This is a genomic window from Pseudomonas sp. FP603, from assembly GCF_030687415.1.
Taxonomy (GTDB): Bacteria; Pseudomonadota; Gammaproteobacteria; order Pseudomonadales; family Pseudomonadaceae; genus Aquipseudomonas; species Aquipseudomonas wuhanensis.
Genome location: NZ_CP117431.1, coordinates 2,738,493 through 2,761,268, shown reverse-complemented (window position 1 = coordinate 2,761,268; position 22,776 = coordinate 2,738,493). Strand labels below are relative to the sequence as shown.

Here is a 22,776-nt window from a genome sequence, read left to right as displayed (position 1 = left end):
GGCATCGTTAATGCCAAGCACTGGGGACGTTGTGAGCCCCTATCTTTGAACAGACGCAGAAATACCGACTTGACGGCGATCACTTTTCTCGATCGCTCGCCGATCAATGAGTTGAGTGCGACATCGCTGGCTGCTGCTGAAGCACCGCCTGATCGATCTCGCTGAAGCGCAGCACACGACCGCCCTGGTCGGTGGCCAGTTTCTCCGCAGCCTGTTGGCTGGAGAAGGACGCCAGCACCACACCCATGGCGCCTTTGAGCTGGGTGCCGACCACGTAAAACGCATCCTTGGCATCGATCAGATGGGCGTCATTGGGTGCGTTCCACGGGCTGCGGCCCATGTCGTGGACATACAACCGGGCCTCGCCATGATGATTTTCCGGTTGCAGCCACCAACCGATCATCTCCGCCGTGGAGCAGAATTTCTTGATGCCGCTGCGCTCGACGACTTCGCCCTTGGGCCCGGGGAAGCCGTCGATGATCATGCCGCAAACATGGCATTCATCACTGGGATGAAAAGCAGCGGCGGCATCGCTGTAGGTGGCTTGCACGGGTTTGTCACAGGCCGCCAGCAACAGACAGACCACCAGGCCCGCCACGGCGCGTACCGTCGTCGAATACAGATTACTCATCGTCAGATGCTCCAAAAAACAAGGTGTGAATTCATGTCGCCCGTCGACGGAACAGCAACCAGGCCAAGCCCAAAGGCACCGCCACCCACAGCAGCAGGCACAACCAGAGCATCGAGCCCGGCACAGGCAAATCGCTGCCCAGGGTCAGCACACCAGCGCTACCGGCGCCGGGCTCGAAACCGGAGAGATTGATCAGGCGATAGACATCGGCGGGGTTGAGCAGCAGTAACCAAGGCAGAACCTTCGGGTTGAACTGCCCTTCGCTGAGCACCAGCAGTGCCAGCAGCGCCAGGTCGAATACCAGCACGAAGAAGAACCACACCCCCAGCGCCAGCCCAGCAGCCGTGGATTTCTCGGCAGACACACTGCTCAGCACATAGGCCAGCCCCAGAAAGCCCCAGCCCAGTAACGTCGACGACAGCATGAATCGTCCAAAAGCCCAGAGCAGCAGGTTCAGTTCGACGTTCTCCACCAGCACCGCAATTGCGAGCATCGCGCAGCCGAAACCGATGAGGGTCGCCAGCGCCAGGATCAATCCGTGACCGACGAACTTGCCGAGCAGGATGTGCCCGCGCCCCAGCGGATAGGTCAACAACAGCAGCAACGTGCCGCTTTCGTCTTCGCCGACGATGGCGTCATAGGCCAGCAGTAAGGCAATCAACGGCATCAGGAACGTCGCCAGGCTGGCCAGGCTGGCGATGGTGGCGGGCACCGAAGTGAAGCCCAATTGCCCGGAAGCCGCCGCACCCAACCAGGCGATGCCGGTCGCCAACACTGCGAACAACAAGCTGATCGCCAACAACCAGCGGTTGCGCAAACCGTCATTGAATTCCTTGTGGGCCATGTTCCAGATCGGGTTCATACGGTCTCTCCACTGGGGGCCGCACCGGCCCGGCCCATGTAATAGCGATAGATGTCCTCCAGGGACGGTGGGTCGATTTCCACGTCGGCCGGCTCGTGTTCATTGAGCAATTGGCGCAACAAGTCCAATTTGTTGCCATTGAGCGCAGCCACTTCAAGGCCCTCCACGCCCCAGCGCTGGGTGACGTGCCCGGCGTTGTTCCAGGATTGCTGCAAGGGCCCGGCGTGCTTGAGGCCGTTGGCGCGAATCAGCGTCGGCAACCCGGCTTCCTCGCGCAGGCTGCGCAGACTGCCGAGGGCCAGCAGACGCCCCTGGGTCAGAATCGCTGCACGGTTGATATGCGCCTCGACGCCCGGCAATACGTGGGAACAGAGAATGATGCTGGTGCCCTGGCTGCGCAGCCGGTCGAGTAACCGATAGAGGTCTTGAGTGGCGATGGGATCGAGGCCGACGGTCGGCTCGTCGAGCAGCAACAAACGCGGCTCGCCGAGCAAGGCTTGCGCCAGTCCCAGGCGCTGGCGCATGCCCTTGGAGTAGGTCTTGACCCGTCGATGCGCCGCACCCGCCAGGCCGACTTCCTCCAGCAGCACGTCCACCTGCGCGGGCGCTGCGCCTTTGAGTCGGGCGAAATGACGCAAGGTCTCCAGGCCGCTCATCTGCGGATAGAAGGTCACGTTCTCCGGCAAATAGCCCAGCAGGCGCCGAACCTGCGGATCACTGGGCAATCGGCCGAACACCCGGACCAGCCCTTCACTGGCCTGGAGCAGACCGAGCACCAGTTTCATGCAGGTGGTCTTGCCCGCGCCGTTGTGCCCGAACAAGCCCAGCACTTCGCCTTCGCCCAGGCTCAGGTTCAATTGATGCAACACGGTCGTGTACCCATAGCGCTGGCTGACGCCTTCCATGTCGATGACGTTCATGCGGTGGGCTCCTGGGTCAGGGGTTGCGTGGTGGGATTCATCAGCGGATGGCTGTCCAGTACGCCCGGCGATTTCATCACCGGAAAGGCTCGTTGCACCCAGCGCAGCAATTCGATCCCGGGGCTGTTCATCAACAGCCGCACCTGCGGGTACAGCCACAGCAAGCGGTCGACGTTGTCGTTGGGTTCGTAGGCGATATCGCCCAGGCCATCGTTGTTGCGATCCCAGCCCAGGTAATCGCTCCAGTAATTGCCCCGGCCATCCGCCGACCATTCCTGCAGGCGGGTGGCGACATACTTGACCTGCCGTTGGTTGCCGACAAAGGCGTTGTCGGCGATGCGGTTGTCTTCGGAGCCGGCGGTGAGGTGAATGCCCACGGCGCTGTGCTCGAAGTGGTTGTGTTCGATGCGGTTGAACAGCGAGTTGTAGATGAACAACGCCTTGCCCTCGGCGCCGCTGATCATGCTGTCGCCGGTCGAGCCGTCGCGCACGTCCGTGACGAAGTTGTCGCGCAAGGTTGAATAGGTGATGTAGTTCATCAGGATGCCGTAGTTCTGATCCTGCTCGGAACGGTTGCCGATCACCGTGAGCTTGCGGCTTTGCATCAAGGCGTAGCCGGTGCGGGTGCGGCGGGTGGTGTTGCCGATCAGCCGGTTGTCGTTGGCGAACATGTAATGCACGCCGTAACGCAGGTCTTCCAGGGTATTGCCCTGTAGCAGGTTGCCGTTGGAGGTGTCGATGTAGATCCCATCGCGGGTGTCGCGCACCTGGTTGCCAATGACCCTGGCGCCATGCACCGCATACAAATGAATGCCGTTGCCGCGATCCTGGGAACGCAGCCCCGGATCCCCCTGGATGTGGTTGTCGATAAGGCTCGCATCCTGCGTGCCATCGACCCAGATACCGAAGCCCTGACCGTGCAGGCGATTGCCTTTGATCACCGCGCCACGGGCCTGCGGCTGGAGGAACACCGCCGCGTTCATGGCCGTGAGGTCGTGCCCCCAATCCAGAAAAGTGCAGCCCTCGATCCGGACATCCGGCGCGCTGACGATCACCCCATTGCCCTGCCCTTGCGCCTGAAACACCGCGCCGGGCTCGCAGAGAATCTGCATCGGTTGATCGACGCTGAACGAGCCACGGTACTCGCCCGCCGGCAAGTGCCAGCGTTGTTCAGCGTCAACCCGCAACGGCAACGTGGTGATGGGTTGCACCGCCAGCGCACTGCCGGACATCAGCAGGAGCGCAACCGCGACCACCTTGATCGGATTGCACTTGATATCGGTCATCGGCCCGCTCCCGTCGATTGGCAACCGTCAGGCCCGCTCGACCTTCATGCGCCCGACCATTTCCATGTGCAGCGCATGGCAGAACCAGCTGCAGTAGTACCAATGCAGGCCGGCCTTGTCGGCGGTAAAGGTGATGGACGACGTTTGCTGCGGGCTGATCTCCATGCTGGCGCCATGGTTGGTCATGACGAAACCGTGGGTCACATCCTCGATCTGGTCGATGTTGGTGATGATCACGGTGACCTCGTTGCCCTGCTTGACGGTGAACTCGGTCAGACCATAGGCCGGCGCCATGGAGGTCATGTAGACCCGCACCTGATTACCGTCGCGGATGACCTTGTTGTCGGTCTCCAGGTTGATCCCGTCTTTCTTGGCCAGCTCCACGGTGGCGGCAAAGAAAGGGTCGTTGCGGCTCCAGATCTTTTGGGTCTTGATCTGGTCCCGGCGCGCCATGATGCAATCGTGAGGTTCGGCAAACGCAGGGCCGTCGTGTACCAGCTTCATCTCTTCGCCGGAAATATCGATCAACTGGTCATTTTCCGGGTGCAGCGGCCCGGTCGGCAGGAAGCGGTCCTTGGAGAATTTGCACAACACCACCAGCCACTTGCCATCCGCTTCACTGGTTTCGGTCAGCGAGGCGTGGTTATGGCCAGGCTGATACTGCACGTCGAGCTTTTGCTTGATGTAATTGACCTTCTCGCCCTTGTAGGCGCGTATCGCTTCCTCCATGTTCCACTTCACCACCTGACTGTCGATAAACAGCGTGGTGTAGGCGTTGCCGCGTCCGTCGAAAGTGGTGTGCAAAGGGCCCAGGCCCAGCTCCGGCTCGGCGACGATAACCTCACGCGGGTCTTTGAATTTATCGGCGAACAAGTCGTCCAGCCGGTCGATGGCAATCATCGATACCGTTGGCGACAGCTTGCCGTTGGCAATGAAATACTTGCCATCAGATGAAGTGTTGAGGCCGTGGGGGTTCTTCGGCACCGGGATATAGCGCGTGAACTCGGAGTCCTTGCCATCGGTTTTACGACCGTCGACCACTGGCACTTTCGAGTCTTCCAGAGTGATGAACCTGCCGGCCTTGATCGCAGCCTCGATGCGCGGGATGTTGAACACCACGACCCAGTCGCGCTCGTTGCGCATCATGCCGCCAAGATCGTAAGCCTTCTCCGAGTTGTAGCAGGTAGACGCGGCGTACTTACCGGTGTAATCCATATCGGCGTTGTCCAGGTTGCCGTCGACGATCACCTGGAATGCCATCTCCATTTTCTCGGCATCGATGGCGTTGAACAGGGTGAAGCTGTTCTTGTCTTGCAGATCGAACGTGCGGCCGTCATTGGGGTGTGGGATGACGAACTCGGCATTGGCGAACACATACTTGGTGTAGGGCACTTTTTGCAGACGCAGGCCGTGAATGGCTTGCACGTTCGGCACTGTAAGCATCTTGTCGCACTTCATGATGTCCAGGCGGATGCGCGCGACACGGGAGTTGGCCTTGTCGTTGATGAACAGGTACTTGCCGTCGTACTTGCCATCGGTCATGGAGATATGCGGGTGATGGCAATCGCCGTTCTGAAACTTTGCACTGTCGCCCAGGATCCGTTTGCTTTCGTTGGTCAGGCCCCAGCCGGTGGCCGAATCGACGTTGAACACCGGAATACGCGTCAACTCACGCATCGACGGCACGCCCAGTACCCGCACTTCGCCCTGATGACCACCGCTCCAGAAGCCGTAGTATTCGTCCAGCTCACCGGGGCCGACATGGGTTTTCGCCTGCGCATCCTTGACCGCGGCCGCCCAGGATTCACGGCTGAACACTGCGCCGCCGAGGGTCGTGGCCCCCGCCAGCACCGCACCGGTGACAGCACTGCTGCCCAGAAAACCGCGACGGCTGAGTCCCGCCTGTTCCTCTTCCTGCATGGATTTTTTGGATTCTGTGTCAGTCATGTTGCGTGCTCCTTGAAGGGATAAAACGGTCACTGCAGACGTGCGCTTGCGAGCTTCATTCAGCCGCTGGCACTTCCACGACAGGTATCAGTTGCACCGCCACGGGTGCCGGTTTGCCGCGCTTCTTGCGCTTGTTGATCAGCGGCGGGCATTTGTCTTCGTTGTGGTAGGTCATTTGGCAATCGAGGCAGTAGTGGCACTCGTTGGCATTGATCCGGCCATCGGGATGAATCGCCTGGATCTCGCATTCCTTGGCGCACAACTGGCAGGGGCTGCCGCATTCCTTGCGGCGCTTGAGCCAGTCGAACAGGCGCAATTTGGTTGGGATCGCCAGCGCTGCACCCAACGGGCAGATGTAGCGGCAATAGACTTTTCGCGTGAAAAGATTGATGACCAGCAGCGCTACCGCATAGAGCACGAACCACCACTGGCGGTCGAACTTGAGGGTGATGGCGGTCTTGAAGGGTTCCACCTCGGCGAACAGCTCGGCGGTGGACATCGATTCCAGGGAGATGCCAAAAAGCAGCAGCAAGATGATGTATTTGATCGCCCACAGCCGCTCATGCACCGCAAAGGGCAATTCGTACTGGGGAATTTTCAATTTGCGCGCGGCTTCGTTGATCAACTCTTGCAAGGCGCCAAACGGGCACAGCCAGCCGCAGAACACACCACGGCCCCACAGCAGAATGCTCGCGGCGGTGAAGACCCAGAGCATGAAGATCAGCGGATCGGTGAGAAACAGCTCCCAGCGAAAGTGCTCGAACAGCGCATGCACAAAGGTCAGGACATTGACCACCGACAACTGCCCCAGGGCATACCAGCCCAAAAAGACCACGGTAAAGAGCAAGTAACCACGGCGCAGCCAGTGCAGAAAGCGTGGCCGACGGGTGAGTTTGTCTTGCAGGAACAGGATGGCCGTCAGCAGCAACAACGCACTCGCGAGGACGGCGATCTGGAAGTGTTTCTGGTACCAGATGGTCAACCACATCGGCCGGCTGGCTTCCTCGATGGCCGCCTGTTCTTCGGCACTGGGTGCAGGTCGTTCAAGGTAGGGCTCGGGCAGTTGATAAGGCAGTTCGAAGCTGCTGAAGGTGCCGCTGACCGGTCCCGTCTGACGTCGCACCAGGAGCTCCAGGGACCAAGGCGATCCCGGATCGAACCCAGCCGGTTTGCGTACAATGAAAATCGACATTTCATTGAACTCAGGCATGCCCTTGGCAAACACGTCGGAGAGCCGCTGATGGTCCATGTCGCGAAAGCTGATGACGTTGCCGAACTGGCGCAATTGCACCCGATCGAAAATCCCGCCGCGCACATAACCCGAGCCTTTATAGGAAAACAGCCCATGCCCCAGCACCAAGATGGCCTGCTCGCCGGGTTTGAGTTCCTGCATGAGCAAGCGATATTGATTGTCGCCCAGCAGCGCACGACCAATGGTCGGCGGGTTCAGGTCGGCGGTGTACAGCTCGATAAAAGTGTCATCGACTTGATCCGGGCCGGCGTTGTCGACGCCTTCGGCTTCGGTGCCCTTGAAGGCTGCATCGACCTGCCCACGGGTCAGGTTCAACCGGCGAATGGCGCCGTTACCGGTCAGTTGCTCCCAGGTGGCAGGCTCGAAAAAGTCCTGGCGCACGATGGCGGGCTTGTTCACCACCCCGCTCCTGTCCTCGATCAGTTTCAGCGATACGGCCACCTCATGGGCGGCACGCATGATGACCTCATTGACCACCATGGCGGTGACCGTTGCGCCAGCGATGGCATCCACGGTGACCGCGCTCGGGTCACTGGAATGGCCGACGACTACCCGCTGGCTGACCTTGATCCCTTTGTATCGGGCGCTGAAACCGTGGAGTTTTTCTTCGGGGATGCCAATCAGCAGAATCGGTTCGTGGTGCTCCAGCACATAGGCGTCCTGAATCATGCCGGCGGTGTCGAGGATCACCTGGGTGTTGATGGGTTTGCCCGAGTAGGCCGGAATATCCACCACATCCAGGCTCTGGAACACATACCCGATGACCTTGCCGGCCGCGGACAGCGTGCGCACCTTGAACGTGCCTTCGGCTGCGGACACCGAATCGGTTTGCGGGAAGACCTTCTCGATGCGCTGCTGCTCGATGTCGCCGTAAGACTTGGCCTGCACCGCCGCGAACGCTGCGATCACCAGCAAGACCATCAGCACCAGCCCGACGCTCCAGATGCGCGGATTGCCATGTGTCGAAGGCGGATGGATTGTCATGAACTCGCTGATTTCGAAGGGGCTTTCGGCCATGTTAGGGAGCGTTGTGCGCCCTGCCCTTGATTGAAATCAACTCGATAACATTCCGTGCGCCAGAGCCTCCCGAAGCCTCAAACGGTGCGGGAAAACTGACCTTTTTGCTGTTCGCCCAGGTAAGCGTCAAACGCCATCGCGGCACTGCGCATCATCAAATGCCCTTGCGGCAACAGCACCAATTGGTCGCTGTGAATCTGCAGGAGTCCGTCACGCACCTGCTCGTCCAGTTGCGCCAGCGCCTCGGCAAAATACTCGGTGAAGCAAATGCCATGACCCGCTTCGAACTTGGCGAAATCGATCCTGCCGTGGCACATCAGGTCGCTGATCACCTCACGGCGCAGCAAGTCATCGGCGCTCAAGCGATAACCCCGATGCACCGGCAACAAACCTTGATCGATACGGGCGTAGTACTGCGAAAGCTCCTTGACGCTTTGGCTGTAGCTGTCGCCGACCTTGCCGATCGAGGACACTCCAAGGCCGATCAAATCGCAGTCGGCATGGGTCGAGTAGCCCTGAAAATTGCGTTGCAAGGTGCCATGGGTGCGGGCCAGCGCCAGTTCGTCGTCCGGCAAGGCGAAGTGATCCATGCCGATATAAACATAACCGGCCTCGGTCAGCCGGCGAATGGTCAGCTCCAGCAACTCCAGCTTGCGTTCCGGTGGCGGCATGTCCGCCGGGCGAATCAACCGTTGTGCGCGCACCAGCTCGGGTAAATGGGCGTAGCTGTAAGCGGCAATCCGGTCCGGACGCAGGGCAATGATCTTGCCAAGGGTAACGTCGAAACTGTTCACGGTTTGCAGTGGCAGGCCGTAAATCAGATCGACGCTGATCGACTTGAATTGCACCTCCCGCGCCGCCGCGACCAGCGCATAGATCTGCTCTTCACTTTGCTGGCGATTGACCGCCACCTGCACGTCGGGGTCGAAGTCCTGCACGCCGAAGCTCAGACGATTGAAGCCCAGTTGGCGCAGCGACTGGATCTGCTCGGTGCTGATGGTGCGCGGATCGACTTCGATGGAAAACTCATGGTCATCGCTGTCGTCCATGTCGAACGCCTGGTGCAAGCAGTCCATCAGGTCCGCCAGCTGCTCACTGGTCAAATACGTCGGCGTGCCCCCGCCCAGGTGCAGTTGCGTGAGTTTGCGCGTGCTGTCGAACAACGCGGCCTGCATCACGATTTCACGCTTGAGGTACGTCAGGTATTCGACCGCCCGATGGGTTTTCTGGGTAATGATTTTGTTGCAGGCGCAGTAGTAGCAAAGGCTCTTGCAGAACGGAATATGGATATACACCGACAATGGCTTGGGCACTGCCGCCAGATTGCTGTCGGAGGCGGCACGCTGATAATCGTCGATGGCAAACGCCTGATGAAACTGCGGCGCCGTGGGGTAAGAGGTATAGCGCGGCCCCGGACGGTCATACTTTTCGACCAGGGCTCGATCGAAATCGAATGCAGGTTTCATGATCAATCAACTCGCAGGAGGGTTAATGCGTTGCACTGCCCGAATCCTTTTCAAACAGGCTGCAGATGGCATCCACTTCCGGCCGGCCGGCGGGAAGAATGCTGATGAAACGGTCCGACAATTCAATCAACCCGTCACGACTCAATTGCTCCAGCAATGGCCAGACAGATGCAAAGTACCTGGAGAAAATCAGTCCATAGCGCCGCTCGATGGCGAGGATATCCAGCTCTTGATCACACGCCAGTCGCTCCATGACCATGTGCCTTATCTGATCCCCCGCCTCGAAACGCCAGCCACGAGACGTCGGCAATTGGCCCCGATCCAGCTGCTGCTGATAACGCTCGGGTGCATCGGTGTTTTGCGTATACAAATCGTCGATTTGACTGATAGCCCCCAAACCGAAGCCGATATGGTCGCAATAACCGTGACGGGTAAAACCGTCACAGGTGCGACGTAATCGGCCGCGCTCCTGAGCGAACGCCAGATCATCATCGGGCCGCACAAACTGCCCCATACCGATGTAGTGATAGCCCACGGCGATCAACTGTTCGAAGGCGATCTGGCGCATCGCGCCTTTATCGTCCTGGCTGCACAGTTCCCTGACCTTGTCGCCGAGCCTTGGCCGATAGCGGCGTGGTGGTCGGGCATAGTCGAACACCATCAGCCTGTCCGGCTCCAGCTCAATGATCGCCGCCAGTTTCAGCGCGAAGCTTTCTGGCGTTTGCCAGGCATGGCCAAAACCCAGATCGACATTGATCGATCGATAACCAAAGGTACGGGCGGCATCGATCAGTGAATGAATGGGGGCCGGGTTCTGGTAGCAGGCCACCGACATGTCACAGTCTGTGTCGATATCCGGAACACCAATGCTGACATGATTGAATCCCTGAGCGCGCAGCGCGCCCATGGTCGACCAATCGGTATGGTGTAGATCCACGTCGACGCTGTAGTCGCCGCACTCATGCTCGAGAAAATTGAATCGACCACGCAGATGATTCATCAGCCGCTCGAGATGAGCGATGGTGGGTGTTCCGCCGCCGAGATGAAATTGTTCGACCCGTTGCTCCGCTCCCAGATGACAACCGACGAGGTCGATCTCCTGCTCCAGGCGCAGAAGGTAGTGTTCGATTTCGCCGCGCTCGCAGGAGGCATCGCGCGGGGAACAAAAGGCTGGCTTGAGGCTGGAAGGCAGCTGTACGTTCAGGGCGATCGGGCGTCGTTTCTGGCGGCTGACGCGCAAGGCACGAAGCAAATCCAGAGAGCCGATGCCGTCATGAAACTTTTGCGTGTCGGCATGGCAGTTGGGGTCGAGTACGCCCTGATCGCACCGAGCGATCAGATCGCCGGGGGCGTGAGAAAAATCGAGCATGACAGGTCTCCGAGACTGGCTGCGGATCAGCAGTGTCCGGGATTGGCGATCAATGCTCCTTGACTTGTATCAAGCGCAAGCCAAGTGCTTGCAGGACAGACCTTCGGTCAGCAATGGTCACCACGTCAGGTAAAACATCCCCTTGGCCAGCAGTACGATGACGACCATATGGCAGAACAGACTGCCATGGATGAAATGCAGGTATCGAGCGCTCATTCGGCCGCTTTTGAACAAAAACATGGCACCCAGGAAATGCAGCAACACGCTCACGGCGACCACGATTTTCAACAGCAACAAGGTGCTGAACGATGAGGCCAGTGGCGTTGCAAGGACGGGCAAATAGCGCAACCAGACCATGCCCAGCCCCGCGCCGAACAATACCAGCAGCACCCACGGCATCAGGGTGCGGGCTCGGCGGCCAATACCCTGCTCGACCAGCAGCATTACTTTGGCGGGCAACTGTTTGCGGATGCTTTCCAAAAAAAGGACTTCGAAGAACACCGTGCCGATAAAGATCAGGGCGGCAAACAGATGGAAGGTTAGAAACAGCGGATAGAGCATGATTTTTCGCCCTCGCTTCAGCTGTCGGTTTCTCCGCAGAATACAGAACAGCTCGACTCAGGCGATTGACATCAATCAAGAAACCCGCGAATCCCGGATGCGGCCTGGACCGCGCGGCACCGATCCTGTGCGGCGCGATCGGCCAGGCTTTCGGACACAAGATCGACTTCGCGCCATTGATCGACAATACTCAATAATCGAAAGTACTGCCGATAGTCAAAACAATGCCCCGGCATCAGGGGATTTTAGAACGTGTAGTCGTGGGTTCAAGCTGATGAAAGATATCTATCTGCTGATCGAGCATGGAATGGATCAGGGCGAAGTTTATGTACTTGGCTGGTTCGATGATGAGAAAAGGGCCAAGGAAGTGGCCGAGGAGAAGGAGTGGGAGGTGTACCACGCCAGCTTGAAAACCGAGCATCCCTGGTCAAATCACAAACCACTGGCGCCCGACCAGACCAAATATCGTCGTTTCTGGATCAAAGCGATTTCCAGATTCGATCACGTCCCGGTTACCAGGTCCTCGGCGGTTCATTGACCCCCATCCGACTTCGGTTGCTCGGGGGTACGCCCCCAGTGAGATATGTCAGATAGCCTCATGGATCGCCCTGAAACTATTGTCTAAGCTCAGGATTAAGCATGAGGGCCCAGCCATGTGCGGACGACTTTCGCAGTATCGAGGTGTTCACGAGTTCGTGGCGGCGCTGAGTATGCCCAACGCCCTGGTCAACAATGCTGGCGATCAGCCGCTCGAACTCTACAACGCCGCGCCATCGACTCAGCTCGCCTTGTTCCACGAGGAAAGCGGCATGCTGCACGCCGACAGGGTTCGTTGGGGCTGGCGACCGCACTGGGCCAGAGATCATGCGACACCGATCAACGCCAGGGTTGAGAAAGTCGCCCATGACCCATTCTTCAAGGAGATATGGCCGCACCGGGCAATTATTGCCATCGACAACTGGTTTGAATGGGTTTACGAGGGCGGTCCGAAGAAACAGCCTTACCTGATCCGTCGCAAGGATCACGCGCCGATCCTGTGCGCCGCAATTGGTCAGTATCCAAGGTACGAAAAGGAGCCGGACGAGCATGACGGCTTCGTGATCATCACCGCGGACAGTGAAGGCGGCATGGTGGATCTTCACGACCGTCGGCCCGTGACGCTCAGTCCCGAACTGGCCCGGGAATGGATTGACCCCTACACACCCAAGGAACGCGCCGAACAGATACTCCTGCAGCAACGCGAACCTTGCGATGCCTTCGAATGGTTCAAAGTGGACATGGCCGTGGGCAATGTCAGGAACCAGGGCTCAGAACTGATAGAACCTATCGAGGGCCGAGATTGACGTCAGTCCGCCGCCATGACGAATGGGAACAAAACAATCTGAACCCGCCCTTCCCCTCCAAGTCGAAAAAATTGGCAGCCCTTATTCACTGAAGCATCACTTTAAAGGAGTCTTTTCATGAAGATTTCGGAAGTCATGACGAAAGATGTTTTAACAGCCAAGCCAAGCCAGACGATCCAGGAGGCCGCGAACATGATGGCCAGGATCGATAGCGGCGCCATCATGGTTGAGGAGCAAGAGCGTCTGATTGGCATGATCACGGACCGGGATATAGCCATTAGAGCCGTAGCCGAAGGACTCCCCGGCAAAACCCCTATCAGTAAAGTAATGACTGGCGGCATCCGCTATTGCTTTGAGGATGAAGACATAGAGCATGTGGCAAAGAACATGGCGGACGTGCAACTGCGTCGCCTGCCTGTGCTCAACCGAGACAAGCGTCTGGTGGGCGTCGTATCGCTGGGAAACATTGCCAGCACTCGATCTCAATCCGCCGCCGCGACGGTTTTGCGCGGAGTGGCACAGGCTCATCATTAACCGGGCCGCTTAAGCGTTTCTCAGGACTAAAGTTCGCATGGATCTGGCACGCTCACCTGGCCTGGAATCCCGTTCGACACCCGGCTTCAAGGTCAGGCGAGTCGTGCGACACATCAGTTGGGCTCGACGAGCAGGTCTTTGTCCTCCACGCCTAGCGCCGGCTCCTGATCTTCCAACTTGTCGGTTTCACGCTTTTTTTTCAGTCGGGCTCGAGTGCGCTCGGTGTCAAAGATCCTCCCGTCGGCCAAGGTATTCAGGGTTGTCGAGATCCGATAGAAACCACCGCACGGCTCACAATAAATGCGCAAGCCGCCCCCGAACGAAAGATCTTCCAGCGCATTAGTGTTTCCACACAGCGGACAGTTCATAGCCACCTCCTGATCATTCAGTTAGCCGCTTTCAGCCCGCCATCAATGCTGACAACCTGGGTAGGTGTGATGAATAGCGGGGACATGTGGATATCGACAGGGGCTATCCATGGAGGTTGCTTGTTTTTTTGTCGATAGATCGAGCAATACTTGCGCGAGCCCCTGTAGGCGCTGCCGAAGGGGGGCGGGGTTACAGCCAGGACAGACGGATTCTAATCCGCGACCAACGGCTGCCTGGAACGACTCGGCGCGATGACCGACCTCTCCTCGGCGTCGCGATGCAATAAGGAAACGTTGTAATCGTAGGTGGATATCAACGGCACCGGATCGTCATTACGCGCCATCTCAAGCCATCGTCTTGTGCGTTCGATGTCAAAGAACTCGTTCTTGAGTTTCATTTTCGCCACAAGGTTCGCCGAGACCTTGTAGCGTCCACATCCGGCCGGGCATTTGACTTCTGACCAGTCTCCAGCCGCGTGAACAGTATTAGAGGCAGCCTGACAGATTAGGCACTTCATGTTCGATCTCCGTATCCATGAACTACTAACTGTAGCCGATCCGCGACCAAGCAGCGTTCACTTGGAAGAAAGATAAGAACATCAAAAAGTGAAGAGCCCAGCGCAATGGCTGGGCTCCGGTTATCTTCTGTTTTCCAGCATCTTATCGGCGAGTGCTTTGGCCCTTTGGATTAACAGATTCTGCCTGTCTTCGTGGGTGGCTTCTCCAACCACCGGTGCCGTCAGATGGCTTTCGGCAATCAACGCGGCACAGAAGTATTGATCCCAAACAGCGCTTTGCTCCGACTCCTGTCTGTTTATTTGGTCGGCGATCATATGCGGCTCCTTTTGATGAGGTAGCCTTTTTAGTGTACGCCCGAATCGTGGACTACCCGCGTCGCGAAGGATGATCGGCACCTCATAGGCAATGCGTTCACTGGCGACAAGTCGTTTCCTCAACTAGGATTTTTAGCGCACAGGACTTCGCCCACTGTGTTGTCGGGCGACTCACAAAGGAGAGATAGATGACATCTAATCAAACTCCCGAGCAAACCTATCGTGGATGGTCCAACCCCATCTTGCTCGAACTCAAGGAGAGAGAACATCAGCTAAGCCCTTCGGCACGCCAGGCCCTGCAAAATGTCCTGGTAGAGAGGAGGCTTCTTGACACTGGCAACCCATCCGGGAGCGATCGGCGCAAGGCCGATCCGGCCGGGTAACGACAGGCATCAATAACGTTTGTCCATCACGCTCATCATCGACGCTGCTGGCCCTCTGCCGGCAGCGCGCTCATAAGCCATTCCAGATTCCAGACAAAAAAAAAGCCCAGGCAGCTGATGGACGCCTGGGCTTTAAAAATGCATAAACCGTGGTGGTGAACGCGGGGGCGATATTACCCAATCGTGCGACTTGTAACAAGATATTCTGACTCACTATCCAGTTACTAAATCTCCTAACTCATTAAATATCCACACTATTTTTAAGTCATCTACTGACTGTTCCACCCTCCAAAAAGCCGGTACCAGGCATCGAGGGCTGCCTTTTTTCGATCATCATTCATAGCCAAACGTCCAGGGACTGTTCGCTCTTGGAAGTTATTTCAGGAATGACCGTTCCTGGATTCCGACATATGGCTCCGACATACGGCACAGGTCGTCAGGCACTAACGAAGGACGAACGAATTGAGCGCTACAAACAATCCCGGACAGCCTGGCGCAGCGCCCCTGACTTGGCCCACGGTGGCCCCTGGTAAAGCGATACCTGGCTGCCATCCTTCGATTTCACAATAACCAGAATTTCGTCAGCCGTGATGATGCTCGGTGCGGTGATCCGGTAGCCATTGGAAATCGCCGATTGCGTCGATCCCGGAATCTCCTGACGCCACAACGGCAATACACACGCGGCATATTCCTTGGGCGCCTTATCGCTGTATTTGCTGATATTGGGCTCGCCGGGCACCACGGATGCGGGTAATGAACAGCCCGCCAACACAGCCACCGCTATTCCCGCTATCAACCTGCGCATAACGCTTCCCTATCCTGAAAACCGGGAAATGTAGCCTGTACTTGCGCAGACATCCAGCGGACACCCGACGAGTCTTTAAACAGGGGCTTCGCCCTGCCCCGGCACGGCCCCTGAGCCGGAATCGGGATACGACCCCGCATTCAGGTACTTCATCCATCGCTCGTACGCTTCATGCTGCCACTTCGTGACCCGCTCCCATTCCGGACCGCTCAGCTGATGGGCCGAGATCAGTTTCATCATTTCCGTGGTTGCCGCATCCAGGTCAACGATCAGCTCATGTGCATGGTGTCTGAAATCATCGGTAGTCGTCATTTCGAGATGGCCTCGCCCCAGCGAATAAATCACTACCTCAATACGACAGCAGAGCTGTTCACTCGCGTTAATGTTCCCGACCAGTGGAAGCACCTTCCATCCCTACCCTTTTACGCAGACCACCTGTCGCAAGGTGTGCAGCACTTCCACCAGATCACGCTGGGCATACATGACTTTGTCGATGTCCTTGTAAGCCATCGGAATCTCATCGATGACCGCTGCATCCTTTCGGCACTCCACATGAGCGGTCGCGCGGATCTGGTCTGCGACAGTGAAGGTATTTTTGGCTTTGGTGCGGCTCATGGTACGACCGGCACCGTGGCTGCAGGAGCAGAACGATTGCTCGTTGCCGAGACCTCGAACGATGAAGCTTTTGGCGCCCATGGAACCGGGAATGATCCCCAGTTCGCCCTTCTTCGCCGACACCGCGCCCTTGCGAGTGACCAGGACGTCTTCACCGAAGTGCCGCTCTTTCTGAACGTAATTGTGGTGGCAGTTCACAGCCTCCAGCGCGACTTCAAAGGGTTTGCGGATCACTTGCCGCGCGGCCTGAATCACCGCCTGCATCATCAACGCGCGGTTCTGCCGGGCGAAGTCCTGAGCCCAGCCCACCGCTTCGACGTAGTCATCGAAATGCCGGCTACCTTCCTTGAAATAGGCCAGATCGCGGTCCGGCAGATTGGCGATGTGCTGGCGCATGTCCGCCTGGGCCAATTGAATGAACAGGGTCCCGATGGCATTGCCAACGCCGCGAGAACCGCTGTGCAGCATGAACCAGACACGGTTGACCTCGTCCAGGCAGACCTCGATGAAGTGATTACCGGTACCGAGGGTGCCCAGGTGCTGACGGTTGTTGGTGCTGGCGAGTTTCGGGTATTTGTCGGTGATCGCCTTGAACCGTGAGCTCAGCGCCGCCCAGGCTTGATCGGCCTGCTGTGGAACGTGGTTCCAGGCGCCTTCGTCGCGTCGGCCACGGCTCAGCGTGCGGCCATGGGGTACGGCCTTTTCGATGGCGCTGCGCAGGCCGTGCAGGTTGTCCGGCAAGTCGTCGGCGGTCAGTGAAGTGCGCGCGGCAATCATGCCGCAGCCGATGTCCACCCCCACGGCCGCCGGGATGATCGCGCCCACGGTCGGGATCACGCTGCCGATGGTGGACCCTTTGCCCAGGTGCACATCCGGCATCACCGCCAGGTGCTTGAAGATGAACGACATCTTCGCGGTATTGATCAATTGCTGCCGGGCTTCGCTTTCAACCGGCACACCCTCGGTCCAGAGTTTGATCGGTTTGCCGTGGGCCACTTCCAACAGTTGGTAGACAGGTTGTTGCATGATTTCGACTCTCTTGCGATCAGACGAACATAACGCTCCAGAGAGGTAAATGGGACTACTATTTCGTAGCGGGGAATTGCAGGAGGTCATCATGTGGCTTAACGAATATGAACAGCAACTTCGGCGCGACCTGCAAGGTGTAGCCTCCGACCTGAGGTGGTCGGCGGTAGAGCTTTTGCGCATCGCAGAGCAGTTGCGCCTGGCCGGCAATGATGTGGACGCAGAGGCAACGCTAAGGCTGTGCGCGTTGTTCCAGGGCGATGAAGAGCGACTGGCGGGCTATGCTGAAGAAGTGAAAGCAAAGAACATCAGTCGAACGAAAGCTCACTAGAGAGCGCTGTCATGAACAAGCCTCTTTGCGCGCTGATTGCCGTGCTGGCGGCGTCAGGTGGTTGTAATACGGATTCACAGATTTATCGAGACCAACCGCTGGTCGCCAAGGTCGAGACCGGCATGAGCAAGGATCAAGTCCAGCAGATTGGCGGCCAGCCTTTATCGATAACTCAGCGCACGGTAGAACCTGGCACCTGCTTTGACTACAAGCTGACCCAGGCCGGCCATCAGCAGCCGTATAACGTCAGTTTCGACAGCCAGGGCAAGGTCGACCACAAAAGTTTCATGACCTGCGCGCAATGGAGTCGTGCCCAACAAAAAGCCAGAGAGTATTCCCCCTCCACGGGCGGGATGGGTGGCGGCGGTTACTGATCTCCACGCCTGACAGCAATTAAAAGCCCCGGCGTACCGGGGCTTCAAGGGCACTATTTGTCTGATTTCTGGCTTTCTGATTTGTGGCTACGCGACGCTTTACCCGACCGGGCTCTGTAGGCGGGAAGCGAAGCCGCATAGGCCAGTGCTTCCTCTCTGCTGCCAAAGGCTCCCAGCCGGTCACCTTTGGTGCACACCCGCCAGGGGCCGTTGTTCACGCTGAGTACGTCATAGCCATTCATGTGCATTTTAGTCAGCATCGGAACGCTCATAGTCACCTCCATTTCGGCAGTGATAGTCCTGGATCAACTCAACTACCTTACACCCGACCTTCACCGAAGTGCCAACCAGACGTCGTGTCAGGATTCCGGCATTTCATTGCACTTTCAGCCGCCCTGTCGACTCCAACCCTTGAAGCAGACAGTTCTGCGGGTTTCGGTCTGAATATTGCATTTTTATGACTGTTTTGTGACATACAGCAGTCGGGTAACCCATGAAAGTACGTGCAACCGTCATTTGCGAGCAGGACCGGCATATTCTCCTGGTGCGCAAACCCAGGGGGCGCTGGACCCTGCCGGGCGGAAAAATCGAGCGTGGCGAAACCATCGCGGGCGCGGCCATAAGAGAGCTCTATGAAGAGACCGGACTTGGAGTCGACGGCCTGCTGTACTTGATGGAGCTGGAAACGATCAGCACCCGGCATCATGTCTACGAGGCATCGGTCATAAACGTGGCCGAGGCGCGGCCGCAGAATGAAATCTGCGACTGCATCTGGTACCCGCTGGACGCCGTCCAGAACCTGAACACAAGCGACGCCACGCTCAGAATCGTCAAAGCGTTTCAGCGTCGCTTGTAGCTCATCGCAGCCGACGTCCCCCCTGAAAGGTCAGCCCAGATCACCGCCACCGACCGGCATGATCATGCCGGTGATGTAGGAGGCTTCATCGCTGGCCAGAAACAGGATAGCGCTTGCCTGCTCATCCAGCGTGCCATAGCGCTTCATCAAACTGCTGTCGAGGGTCTGGTCGACAATCTGCTGATACCAGAGTTTTTCCTGAGCCGTTTGCTGCGCGGTGTTGCGCGGGATAAGCCGTGGCGGCGCCTCGGTGCCACCGGGGGCAGTCGCATTGACCCGCACGCCACGACCGGCGGTTTCGAATGCCAGACAAGCGGTCAGCGCATTGACCCCGCCCTTCGCCGCACCGTACGGCACGCGATTGACGCTGCGGGTCGCAATGGACGAAACGTTGACGATGGCGCCGCTGCCTTGTTCGAGCATGAACGGCAGCGCGGCATGGCAGCACCATAATGTCGGGAACAATGAGCGGCGGACTTCGGCCTCGATCTGCGCCTCTTCATAGTGCTCGAAAGGCTTGGCCCAGATCGTGCCGCCAACGTTGTTGACCAGCACATCGAGGCGATCAAAACGCTCGACAGCGGTACGCATCACACGGCTGCATTCGCTGTATTGCTCAAGGTCGGCGGTCAGGGCGAGCACCTGGCTGCTCTGACCCAATTCCTTCTGGAGTTCGAACACCAGATCGGAGCGGTCGACCAGAATCAACCGCGCACCTTCGGCGGCCATGCGTTCAGCCACACGCCGGCCGATGCCCTGGGCAGCGCCGGTGATCAGCGCGACTTTTTTGTGGAATCTGTTCATGTGTACCTCGTGACGACGGATGCCGGTCTGGTAGTCCTGTGAGAGAACCTGTGGGAGCGTGGCTTGCCCGCGAAGAACGATGACGCGTAAATGCCTGACAAACCGCGGTGCATTCTTCGCGGGCAAGCCACACTCCCACAGGATTTTCATCGCGGTTCAGGCCGCGCTGGCGGCAAATTTTTCGTAGTAGAAGTTCACCGGCGCAATGCCTTGCTCGCGGATGAACTGGCTGACCGCCTCGACCATCGGCGGCGGGCCGCACAGGTAAACGTCGACGTCGCCATCGTTCAAATGCCGTGGTTCGATGTGTTGGGTCACGTAGCCCTTGAGCGGGTGCCGACTGTCGGGATTGGCCACGCAGGCGCTGAAGCTGAAGTTCGGAATGCGCGCTGCGAAAACTTCAAGCCGATCGAGTTCCACCAGGTCGAAATCGTTGGTCACGCCATAGATCAAATGCAGCGGATGCTCGCTGCCCTGTTCGGCGATTCTTTCCAGCATCGCGGTAAACGGCGCCAGTCCGGTGCCACCGGCCAGCAGCAACAATGGACGGCGAATGTCGCGCAGGTAAAAGCTGCCCAAAGGCCCGGCCAGGCTCATACTGTCGCCCGCCTTGGCCATGCCGGTCAGGAAGCTGCTCATCAAGCCGCCGGGCACGTTGCGAATCAGAAAACTCACCTCACCGTCCCGCTGCAACGAGCTGAACGAGTAAGCGCGGGTCTGCTCGCTGCCGGGAACCCCGAGGTTCACATACTGCCCCGGCAGAAACGCCAGTTTGCTCAGGGCCTCGCCTTTGATCGACAGCGCAATGGTGCTGTCGGACAACTGGCGCACGGCGCTGATGGTCGCGTCATAACTGGCCTGACGCGTACGGCAGACATCCGATGAAACCGGCACCCGCACCACGCAATCGCTCTGCGCACGCATCTGGCAGGTCAGGACAAAACCCTGCTGCGCTTCGTCGGCGCTGAGGGCGTCTTCAATGTAGTCCTCGCCCAAGTCATAGCGGCCGGCCTCGGCGAAGCATTTGCAGGTGCCGCAGGCGCCGTCGCGGCAGTCCAGGGGAATATTGATGCCCTGGCGATACGCAGCATCGGCCACGGTTTCCCCAGCATTGGCGTCGATGAATCGGGTGACGCCGTCTTCAAAATTGAACGCAATGGAATGAGTCATGACGGCCGCCTCAGAGGTGGTAAACATCGATCACCTGGCGAACGTAATCGTTCTTCAGGATCACTTTCTTGGCCAAGATCCGCGTATTTTCACCGCGCACATCGAGGGTGTAGAAACTGCTGCCGAAATAGCTGTCGACGGTCTTGTAGCGAAAGCTCAGGGTGTGCCAGTTGAAGCGCACCTTGCACAGCCCGTCGGCCTGTTCGATCAGCTCGATATTGCTGAGGTTGTGCGAGGTGCGGGTGTCCGGCACGCTGGCGCTGGAACGCTCGGTCTTGATGCGGAAGATGCGGTCTTCCAGGCCGGTGCGGTTGCCGTACCAGATCAGCGAAATTTCCCGCTGCGGGTCTTCAGTCAGCTCGTCGTTGTCGTCCCAGGACGGCATCCAGAAGGTTGCGTCCGGCGCGTACAACTCCAGCCAGTCGTCCCATTGCTTGTCGTCGAGGTAGCGTGCTTCGCGATAGAGGAAATCGCGTACCGCGTCATAGGTGATAGTCATTACACGGCCTCCACTGCAATCAGTTCGGACTGTTCGGCAGCCAGGGCCTTGAGCATGGTCTGCTGCCAATATTTGTGTTGCAGCACGAACAAGCCTTCGTCTTCGGTGCGCACGCCGCTGAGCAGCGGATGCAGGTCGATCTCCTTGGCCGCGTCATCGGCGCCTTCCACCCAGTGCTCGGCGCCACGGGACATGTCGTTCCAGGCGGTGACGCTGCCCTGGTAACCCGTCTGGCAGGAGCGAAACTCTTCCAGATCGTCCGGGGTCGCCATGCCGCTGACGTTGAAGAAATCCTCGTACTGACGAATCCGGCTAGAACGGGCGTGGTCGCTTTCGCCTTTGGGGGCGATGCAGTAAATGGTGATTTCGGTGCGGTTGACCGAGATCGGCCGGGCGATGCGAATCTGCGAGCTGAACTGATCCATCAGGTACACGTTCGGGTACAGGCACAGGTTGCGCGAGTTCTCGATCATCCAGTCGGCGCGGGCCTGGCCGAAGTCCCGGGCCAACTCGTCGCGACGCTCATACAGCGGACGGTCCTCGGGGTTGGACCAACGGGTCCAGAGCAGCATGTGGCCCTTGTCGAAGGAATAGAAACCACCGCCCTGCTTGGCCCAGGTGCCGGCGCTCATGGTCGGATTGCAATCGCCGGCTTCGCGCTGTTTGCGCTGGTTCTGGGTTGCGGCGTAGTTCCAGTGCACGGAGCTGACGTGATAGCCGTCGGCACCGTTTTCGGCGGTGAGTTTCCAGTTACCTTCGTAGATGTAGCTGGAGGAACCGCGCAGCACTTCCAGGCCATCGGCGGACTGGTCGACGATCATGTCGATGATCTTCGCCGACTCGCCCAGGTGCTCCACCAACGGCACCACGTCGGCCTTGAGGCTGCCGAACAGGAAGCCGCGATAGGATTCGAAACGCGCGACTTTGGTCAGGTCGTGGGAGCCTTCGCAATTGAAGCTCGCCGGGTAACCGGCCGCCGCCGGGTCCTTGACCTTGAGCAACTTGCCGGAGTTGTTGAAGGTCCAGCCGTGGAATGGGCAGGTGTAGGAGCTCTTGTTGCCGGTCTTGTGCCGGCAGAGCATCGCCCCGCGGTGGCTGCACGCATTGATAAAGGCGTTCAACTCACCGTCCTTGTTGCGCGCGATGAAGATCGACTGGCGCCCCATGGTGGTGGTGTAGAAATCGTTGTTGTTGGGGATCTGGCTTTCATGCGCAAGGTACAGCCAGTTGCCTTCAAAGATGTGTTCCATCTCGAGGTCGAACAGCCGCGGATCGGTGAACATCTCGCGCTTGCAGCGATAGATGCCCTGCTCAGGGTCTTCTTCAAGCAGGGAGTGAAGGTATTCGGGTCGCAGGGTCATGGCCGCCGCCTCCATTGTTTTTATTCAGGCAGGGCCATGCTAGGACGAGGGGACGGGGTGGACTATCCGCGGGGTGCAGACCTGTATCCGTTTTGTGCAGAGTGATGATCGTTCCCACGCTCTGCGTGGGAATGCAGCCCGGGACGCTCCGCGTCCCTTCCAG

At 58.4% G+C, this 22,776-nt stretch carries 27 protein-coding genes; 7 read left to right on the top strand and 20 right to left on the bottom strand.

The genetic code is table 11. From position 1 onward, the window contains the following. Nucleotides 1-103: 103 nt before the first annotated feature. The 9 genes from PSH65_RS12890 to PSH65_RS12850 all read right to left on the bottom strand — a co-directional run bounded on the left by PSH65_RS12890 (nt 104) and on the right by PSH65_RS12850 (nt 11,311). Nucleotides 104-631 (bottom strand): nitrous oxide reductase accessory protein NosL, encoded by a 528-nt coding sequence (locus PSH65_RS12890; RefSeq protein ID WP_305426527.1) that lies wholly within the window; start codon nt 629-631, stop codon nt 104-106. 31 nt (nt 632-662) lie between these two features. Then, nucleotides 663-1,493, bottom strand: coding sequence for an ABC transporter permease (locus tag PSH65_RS12885; RefSeq protein ID WP_305426526.1), 831 nt, complete (start codon nt 1,491-1,493; stop codon nt 663-665). Then, entirely contained in the window at nt 1,490-2,413 is a 924-nt protein-coding gene (locus PSH65_RS12880; protein ID WP_305426525.1) for an ABC transporter ATP-binding protein, read from the bottom strand. The genes PSH65_RS12885 and PSH65_RS12880 overlap by 4 nt, the downstream gene beginning before the upstream one ends. Further along, nucleotides 2,410-3,699, bottom strand: a complete 1,290-nt coding sequence (locus PSH65_RS12875) for a nitrous oxide reductase family maturation protein NosD (protein ID WP_305426524.1) — start codon at nt 3,697-3,699, stop codon at nt 2,410-2,412. Before PSH65_RS12875 ends, PSH65_RS12880 begins: the two co-directional genes overlap by 4 nt. A gap of 27 nt (nt 3,700-3,726) precedes the next feature. Further along, nucleotides 3,727-5,646 carry a TAT-dependent nitrous-oxide reductase gene (gene nosZ / locus PSH65_RS12870; protein WP_305426523.1) on the bottom strand — a complete coding sequence of 640 codons (1,920 nt, stop codon included), beginning with the start codon at nt 5,644-5,646 and terminating at the stop codon, nt 3,727-3,729. Nucleotides 5,647-5,701: 55 nt separating this feature from the next. Beyond that, complete coding sequence (nosR, locus tag PSH65_RS12865) at nt 5,702-7,915, bottom strand: transcriptional regulator NosR (RefSeq protein ID WP_305426522.1); 2,214 nt, start codon at nt 7,913-7,915, stop codon at nt 5,702-5,704. Nucleotides 7,916-7,992: 77 nt separating this feature from the next. After that, nucleotides 7,993-9,381 carry an oxygen-independent coproporphyrinogen III oxidase gene (hemN, locus tag PSH65_RS12860; protein WP_305426521.1) on the bottom strand — a complete coding sequence of 463 codons (1,389 nt, stop codon included), beginning with the start codon at nt 9,379-9,381 and terminating at the stop codon, nt 7,993-7,995. 22 nt (nt 9,382-9,403) lie between these two features. Continuing rightward, nucleotides 9,404-10,750, bottom strand: a complete 1,347-nt coding sequence (locus tag PSH65_RS12855) for a coproporphyrinogen III oxidase (protein ID WP_305426520.1) — start codon at nt 10,748-10,750, stop codon at nt 9,404-9,406. A 117-nt stretch (nt 10,751-10,867) separates the two neighbouring features. Continuing rightward, on the bottom strand, nt 10,868-11,311 hold the full coding sequence (locus tag PSH65_RS12850) for a CopD family copper resistance protein (protein WP_305426519.1): 444 nt from the start codon (nt 11,309-11,311) through the stop codon (nt 10,868-10,870). 274 nt (nt 11,312-11,585) lie between these two features. Here PSH65_RS12850 and PSH65_RS12845 point away from each other — a divergent pair, with 274 nt between their 5' ends. From PSH65_RS12845 to PSH65_RS12835, 3 genes are all read left to right on the top strand, one after another. Beyond that, nucleotides 11,586-11,849, top strand: coding sequence for a hypothetical protein (locus tag PSH65_RS12845; protein WP_305426518.1), 264 nt, complete (start codon nt 11,586-11,588; stop codon nt 11,847-11,849). 115 nt (nt 11,850-11,964) lie between these two features. Continuing rightward, nucleotides 11,965-12,654, top strand: a complete 690-nt coding sequence (locus PSH65_RS12840) for an SOS response-associated peptidase family protein (protein WP_305426517.1) — start codon at nt 11,965-11,967, stop codon at nt 12,652-12,654. A gap of 117 nt (nt 12,655-12,771) precedes the next feature. Continuing rightward, complete coding sequence (locus PSH65_RS12835) at nt 12,772-13,188, top strand: CBS domain-containing protein (protein WP_038982771.1); 417 nt, start codon at nt 12,772-12,774, stop codon at nt 13,186-13,188. Between the two features lie 113 nt (nt 13,189-13,301). On the opposite strand, the gene PSH65_RS12830 is transcribed toward PSH65_RS12835, so the two are convergent. From PSH65_RS12830 to PSH65_RS12820, 3 genes are all read right to left on the bottom strand, one after another. Next, the gene (locus tag PSH65_RS12830; RefSeq protein WP_305426516.1) at nt 13,302-13,556 is read right to left on the bottom strand and encodes a hypothetical protein; all 255 of its coding nucleotides are present in this window, start codon (nt 13,554-13,556) and stop codon (nt 13,302-13,304) included. Between the two features lie 212 nt (nt 13,557-13,768). Continuing rightward, nucleotides 13,769-14,074 (bottom strand): hypothetical protein, encoded by a 306-nt coding sequence (locus PSH65_RS12825; RefSeq protein WP_305426515.1) that lies wholly within the window; start codon nt 14,072-14,074, stop codon nt 13,769-13,771. Nucleotides 14,075-14,194: 120 nt separating this feature from the next. Further along, nucleotides 14,195-14,389 (bottom strand): hypothetical protein, encoded by a 195-nt coding sequence (locus tag PSH65_RS12820; RefSeq protein ID WP_305426514.1) that lies wholly within the window; start codon nt 14,387-14,389, stop codon nt 14,195-14,197. 188 nt (nt 14,390-14,577) lie between these two features. Between PSH65_RS12820 and PSH65_RS12815 the strand changes: the two genes are divergently transcribed. Continuing rightward, on the top strand, nt 14,578-14,772 hold the full coding sequence (locus tag PSH65_RS12815; RefSeq protein ID WP_305426513.1) for a hypothetical protein: 195 nt from the start codon (nt 14,578-14,580) through the stop codon (nt 14,770-14,772). Nucleotides 14,773-15,241: 469 nt separating this feature from the next. Here the strand turns inward: PSH65_RS12815 and PSH65_RS12810 are convergent, their stop codons facing one another. From PSH65_RS12810 to PSH65_RS12800, 3 genes are all read right to left on the bottom strand, one after another. Next, entirely contained in the window at nt 15,242-15,577 is a 336-nt protein-coding gene (locus PSH65_RS12810; protein WP_305426512.1) for a hypothetical protein, read from the bottom strand. 75 nt (nt 15,578-15,652) lie between these two features. Then, nucleotides 15,653-15,889, bottom strand: coding sequence for a hypothetical protein (locus PSH65_RS12805; RefSeq protein ID WP_305426982.1), 237 nt, complete (start codon nt 15,887-15,889; stop codon nt 15,653-15,655). 102 nt (nt 15,890-15,991) lie between these two features. Then, the gene (locus PSH65_RS12800; protein ID WP_305426511.1) at nt 15,992-17,218 is read right to left on the bottom strand and encodes an RtcB family protein; all 1,227 of its coding nucleotides are present in this window, start codon (nt 17,216-17,218) and stop codon (nt 15,992-15,994) included. Between the two features lie 91 nt (nt 17,219-17,309). Here PSH65_RS12800 and PSH65_RS12795 point away from each other — a divergent pair, with 91 nt between their 5' ends. Continuing rightward, nucleotides 17,310-17,549 (top strand): hypothetical protein, encoded by a 240-nt coding sequence (locus PSH65_RS12795; RefSeq protein WP_305426510.1) that lies wholly within the window; start codon nt 17,310-17,312, stop codon nt 17,547-17,549. A gap of 11 nt (nt 17,550-17,560) precedes the next feature. Beyond that, nucleotides 17,561-17,923, top strand: coding sequence for an osmotically-inducible lipoprotein OsmE (gene osmE, locus PSH65_RS12790; RefSeq protein ID WP_305426509.1), 363 nt, complete (start codon nt 17,561-17,563; stop codon nt 17,921-17,923). A gap of 53 nt (nt 17,924-17,976) precedes the next feature. Here osmE and PSH65_RS12785 read toward each other — a convergent pair whose 3' ends face one another. Further along, on the bottom strand, nt 17,977-18,195 hold the full coding sequence (locus tag PSH65_RS12785; protein WP_038982785.1) for a hypothetical protein: 219 nt from the start codon (nt 18,193-18,195) through the stop codon (nt 17,977-17,979). 221 nt (nt 18,196-18,416) lie between these two features. Between PSH65_RS12785 and PSH65_RS12780 the strand changes: the two genes are divergently transcribed. Beyond that, nucleotides 18,417-18,779: an NUDIX hydrolase gene (locus PSH65_RS12780; RefSeq protein WP_305426508.1), complete on the top strand. Its 363-nt coding sequence runs from the start codon at nt 18,417-18,419 to the stop codon at nt 18,777-18,779. A gap of 30 nt (nt 18,780-18,809) precedes the next feature. On the opposite strand, the gene PSH65_RS12775 is transcribed toward PSH65_RS12780, so the two are convergent. The 4 genes from PSH65_RS12775 to benA form a co-directional block, all read right to left on the bottom strand. Further along, nucleotides 18,810-19,583, bottom strand: a complete 774-nt coding sequence (locus PSH65_RS12775) for a 1,6-dihydroxycyclohexa-2,4-diene-1-carboxylate dehydrogenase (RefSeq protein WP_305426507.1) — start codon at nt 19,581-19,583, stop codon at nt 18,810-18,812. A 156-nt stretch (nt 19,584-19,739) separates the two neighbouring features. Beyond that, nucleotides 19,740-20,753 carry a benzoate 1,2-dioxygenase electron transfer component BenC gene (benC, locus tag PSH65_RS12770; protein ID WP_305426506.1) on the bottom strand — a complete coding sequence of 338 codons (1,014 nt, stop codon included), beginning with the start codon at nt 20,751-20,753 and terminating at the stop codon, nt 19,740-19,742. Nucleotides 20,754-20,763: 10 nt separating this feature from the next. After that, the gene (gene benB, locus PSH65_RS12765) at nt 20,764-21,252 is read right to left on the bottom strand and encodes a benzoate 1,2-dioxygenase small subunit (RefSeq protein ID WP_305426505.1); all 489 of its coding nucleotides are present in this window, start codon (nt 21,250-21,252) and stop codon (nt 20,764-20,766) included. Further along, entirely contained in the window at nt 21,252-22,613 is a 1,362-nt protein-coding gene (benA, locus tag PSH65_RS12760; protein ID WP_305426504.1) for a benzoate 1,2-dioxygenase large subunit, read from the bottom strand. Before benA ends, benB begins: the two co-directional genes overlap by 1 nt. Nucleotides 22,614-22,776 lie beyond the last annotated feature (163 nt).

Excerpts from the sequence above, each read along its gene's own strand:
- PSH65_RS12810 (WP_305426512.1), bottom strand. The coding sequence starts at position 15,577 with ATGCGCAGGTTGATAGCGGGAATAGCGGTGGCTGTGTTGGCGGGCTGT.
- PSH65_RS12780 (WP_305426508.1), top strand. The coding sequence starts at position 18,417 with ATGAAAGTACGTGCAACCGTCATTTGCGAGCAGGACCGGCATATTCTC.
- PSH65_RS12885 (WP_305426526.1), bottom strand. The coding sequence starts at position 1,493 with ATGAACCCGATCTGGAACATGGCCCACAAGGAATTCAATGACGGTTTG.
- PSH65_RS12875 (WP_305426524.1), bottom strand. The coding sequence starts at position 3,699 with ATGACCGATATCAAGTGCAATCCGATCAAGGTGGTCGCGGTTGCGCTC.
- osmE (WP_305426509.1), top strand. The coding sequence starts at position 17,561 with ATGAACAAGCCTCTTTGCGCGCTGATTGCCGTGCTGGCGGCGTCAGGT.
- PSH65_RS12825 (WP_305426515.1), bottom strand. The coding sequence starts at position 14,074 with ATGAAGTGCCTAATCTGTCAGGCTGCCTCTAATACTGTTCACGCGGCT.
- PSH65_RS12840 (WP_305426517.1), top strand. The coding sequence starts at position 11,965 with ATGTGCGGACGACTTTCGCAGTATCGAGGTGTTCACGAGTTCGTGGCG.
- PSH65_RS12835 (WP_038982771.1), top strand. The coding sequence starts at position 12,772 with ATGAAGATTTCGGAAGTCATGACGAAAGATGTTTTAACAGCCAAGCCA.
- PSH65_RS12785 (WP_038982785.1), bottom strand. The coding sequence starts at position 18,195 with ATGAGCGTTCCGATGCTGACTAAAATGCACATGAATGGCTATGACGTA.
- PSH65_RS12800 (WP_305426511.1), bottom strand. The coding sequence starts at position 17,218 with ATGCAACAACCTGTCTACCAACTGTTGGAAGTGGCCCACGGCAAACCG.
- PSH65_RS12795 (WP_305426510.1), top strand. The coding sequence starts at position 17,310 with ATGTGGCTTAACGAATATGAACAGCAACTTCGGCGCGACCTGCAAGGT.
- nosR (WP_305426522.1), bottom strand. The coding sequence starts at position 7,915 with ATGGCCGAAAGCCCCTTCGAAATCAGCGAGTTCATGACAATCCATCCG.
- benA (WP_305426504.1), bottom strand. The coding sequence starts at position 22,613 with ATGACCCTGCGACCCGAATACCTTCACTCCCTGCTTGAAGAAGACCCT.
- hemN (WP_305426521.1), bottom strand. The coding sequence starts at position 9,381 with ATGAAACCTGCATTCGATTTCGATCGAGCCCTGGTCGAAAAGTATGAC.
- PSH65_RS12820 (WP_305426514.1), bottom strand. The coding sequence starts at position 14,389 with ATGATCGCCGACCAAATAAACAGACAGGAGTCGGAGCAAAGCGCTGTT.
- PSH65_RS12845 (WP_305426518.1), top strand. The coding sequence starts at position 11,586 with ATGAAAGATATCTATCTGCTGATCGAGCATGGAATGGATCAGGGCGAA.
- PSH65_RS12815 (WP_305426513.1), top strand. The coding sequence starts at position 14,578 with ATGACATCTAATCAAACTCCCGAGCAAACCTATCGTGGATGGTCCAAC.
- PSH65_RS12775 (WP_305426507.1), bottom strand. The coding sequence starts at position 19,583 with ATGAACAGATTCCACAAAAAAGTCGCGCTGATCACCGGCGCTGCCCAG.
- PSH65_RS12805 (WP_305426982.1), bottom strand. The coding sequence starts at position 15,889 with ATGACGACTACCGATGATTTCAGACACCATGCACATGAGCTGATCGTT.
- PSH65_RS12850 (WP_305426519.1), bottom strand. The coding sequence starts at position 11,311 with ATGCTCTATCCGCTGTTTCTAACCTTCCATCTGTTTGCCGCCCTGATC.
- PSH65_RS12830 (WP_305426516.1), bottom strand. The coding sequence starts at position 13,556 with ATGAACTGTCCGCTGTGTGGAAACACTAATGCGCTGGAAGATCTTTCG.
- PSH65_RS12855 (WP_305426520.1), bottom strand. The coding sequence starts at position 10,750 with ATGCTCGATTTTTCTCACGCCCCCGGCGATCTGATCGCTCGGTGCGAT.
- nosZ (WP_305426523.1), bottom strand. The coding sequence starts at position 5,646 with ATGACTGACACAGAATCCAAAAAATCCATGCAGGAAGAGGAACAGGCG.
- benB (WP_305426505.1), bottom strand. The coding sequence starts at position 21,252 with ATGACTATCACCTATGACGCGGTACGCGATTTCCTCTATCGCGAAGCA.
- PSH65_RS12890 (WP_305426527.1), bottom strand. The coding sequence starts at position 631 with ATGAGTAATCTGTATTCGACGACGGTACGCGCCGTGGCGGGCCTGGTG.
- PSH65_RS12880 (WP_305426525.1), bottom strand. The coding sequence starts at position 2,413 with ATGAACGTCATCGACATGGAAGGCGTCAGCCAGCGCTATGGGTACACG.
- benC (WP_305426506.1), bottom strand. The coding sequence starts at position 20,753 with ATGACTCATTCCATTGCGTTCAATTTTGAAGACGGCGTCACCCGATTC.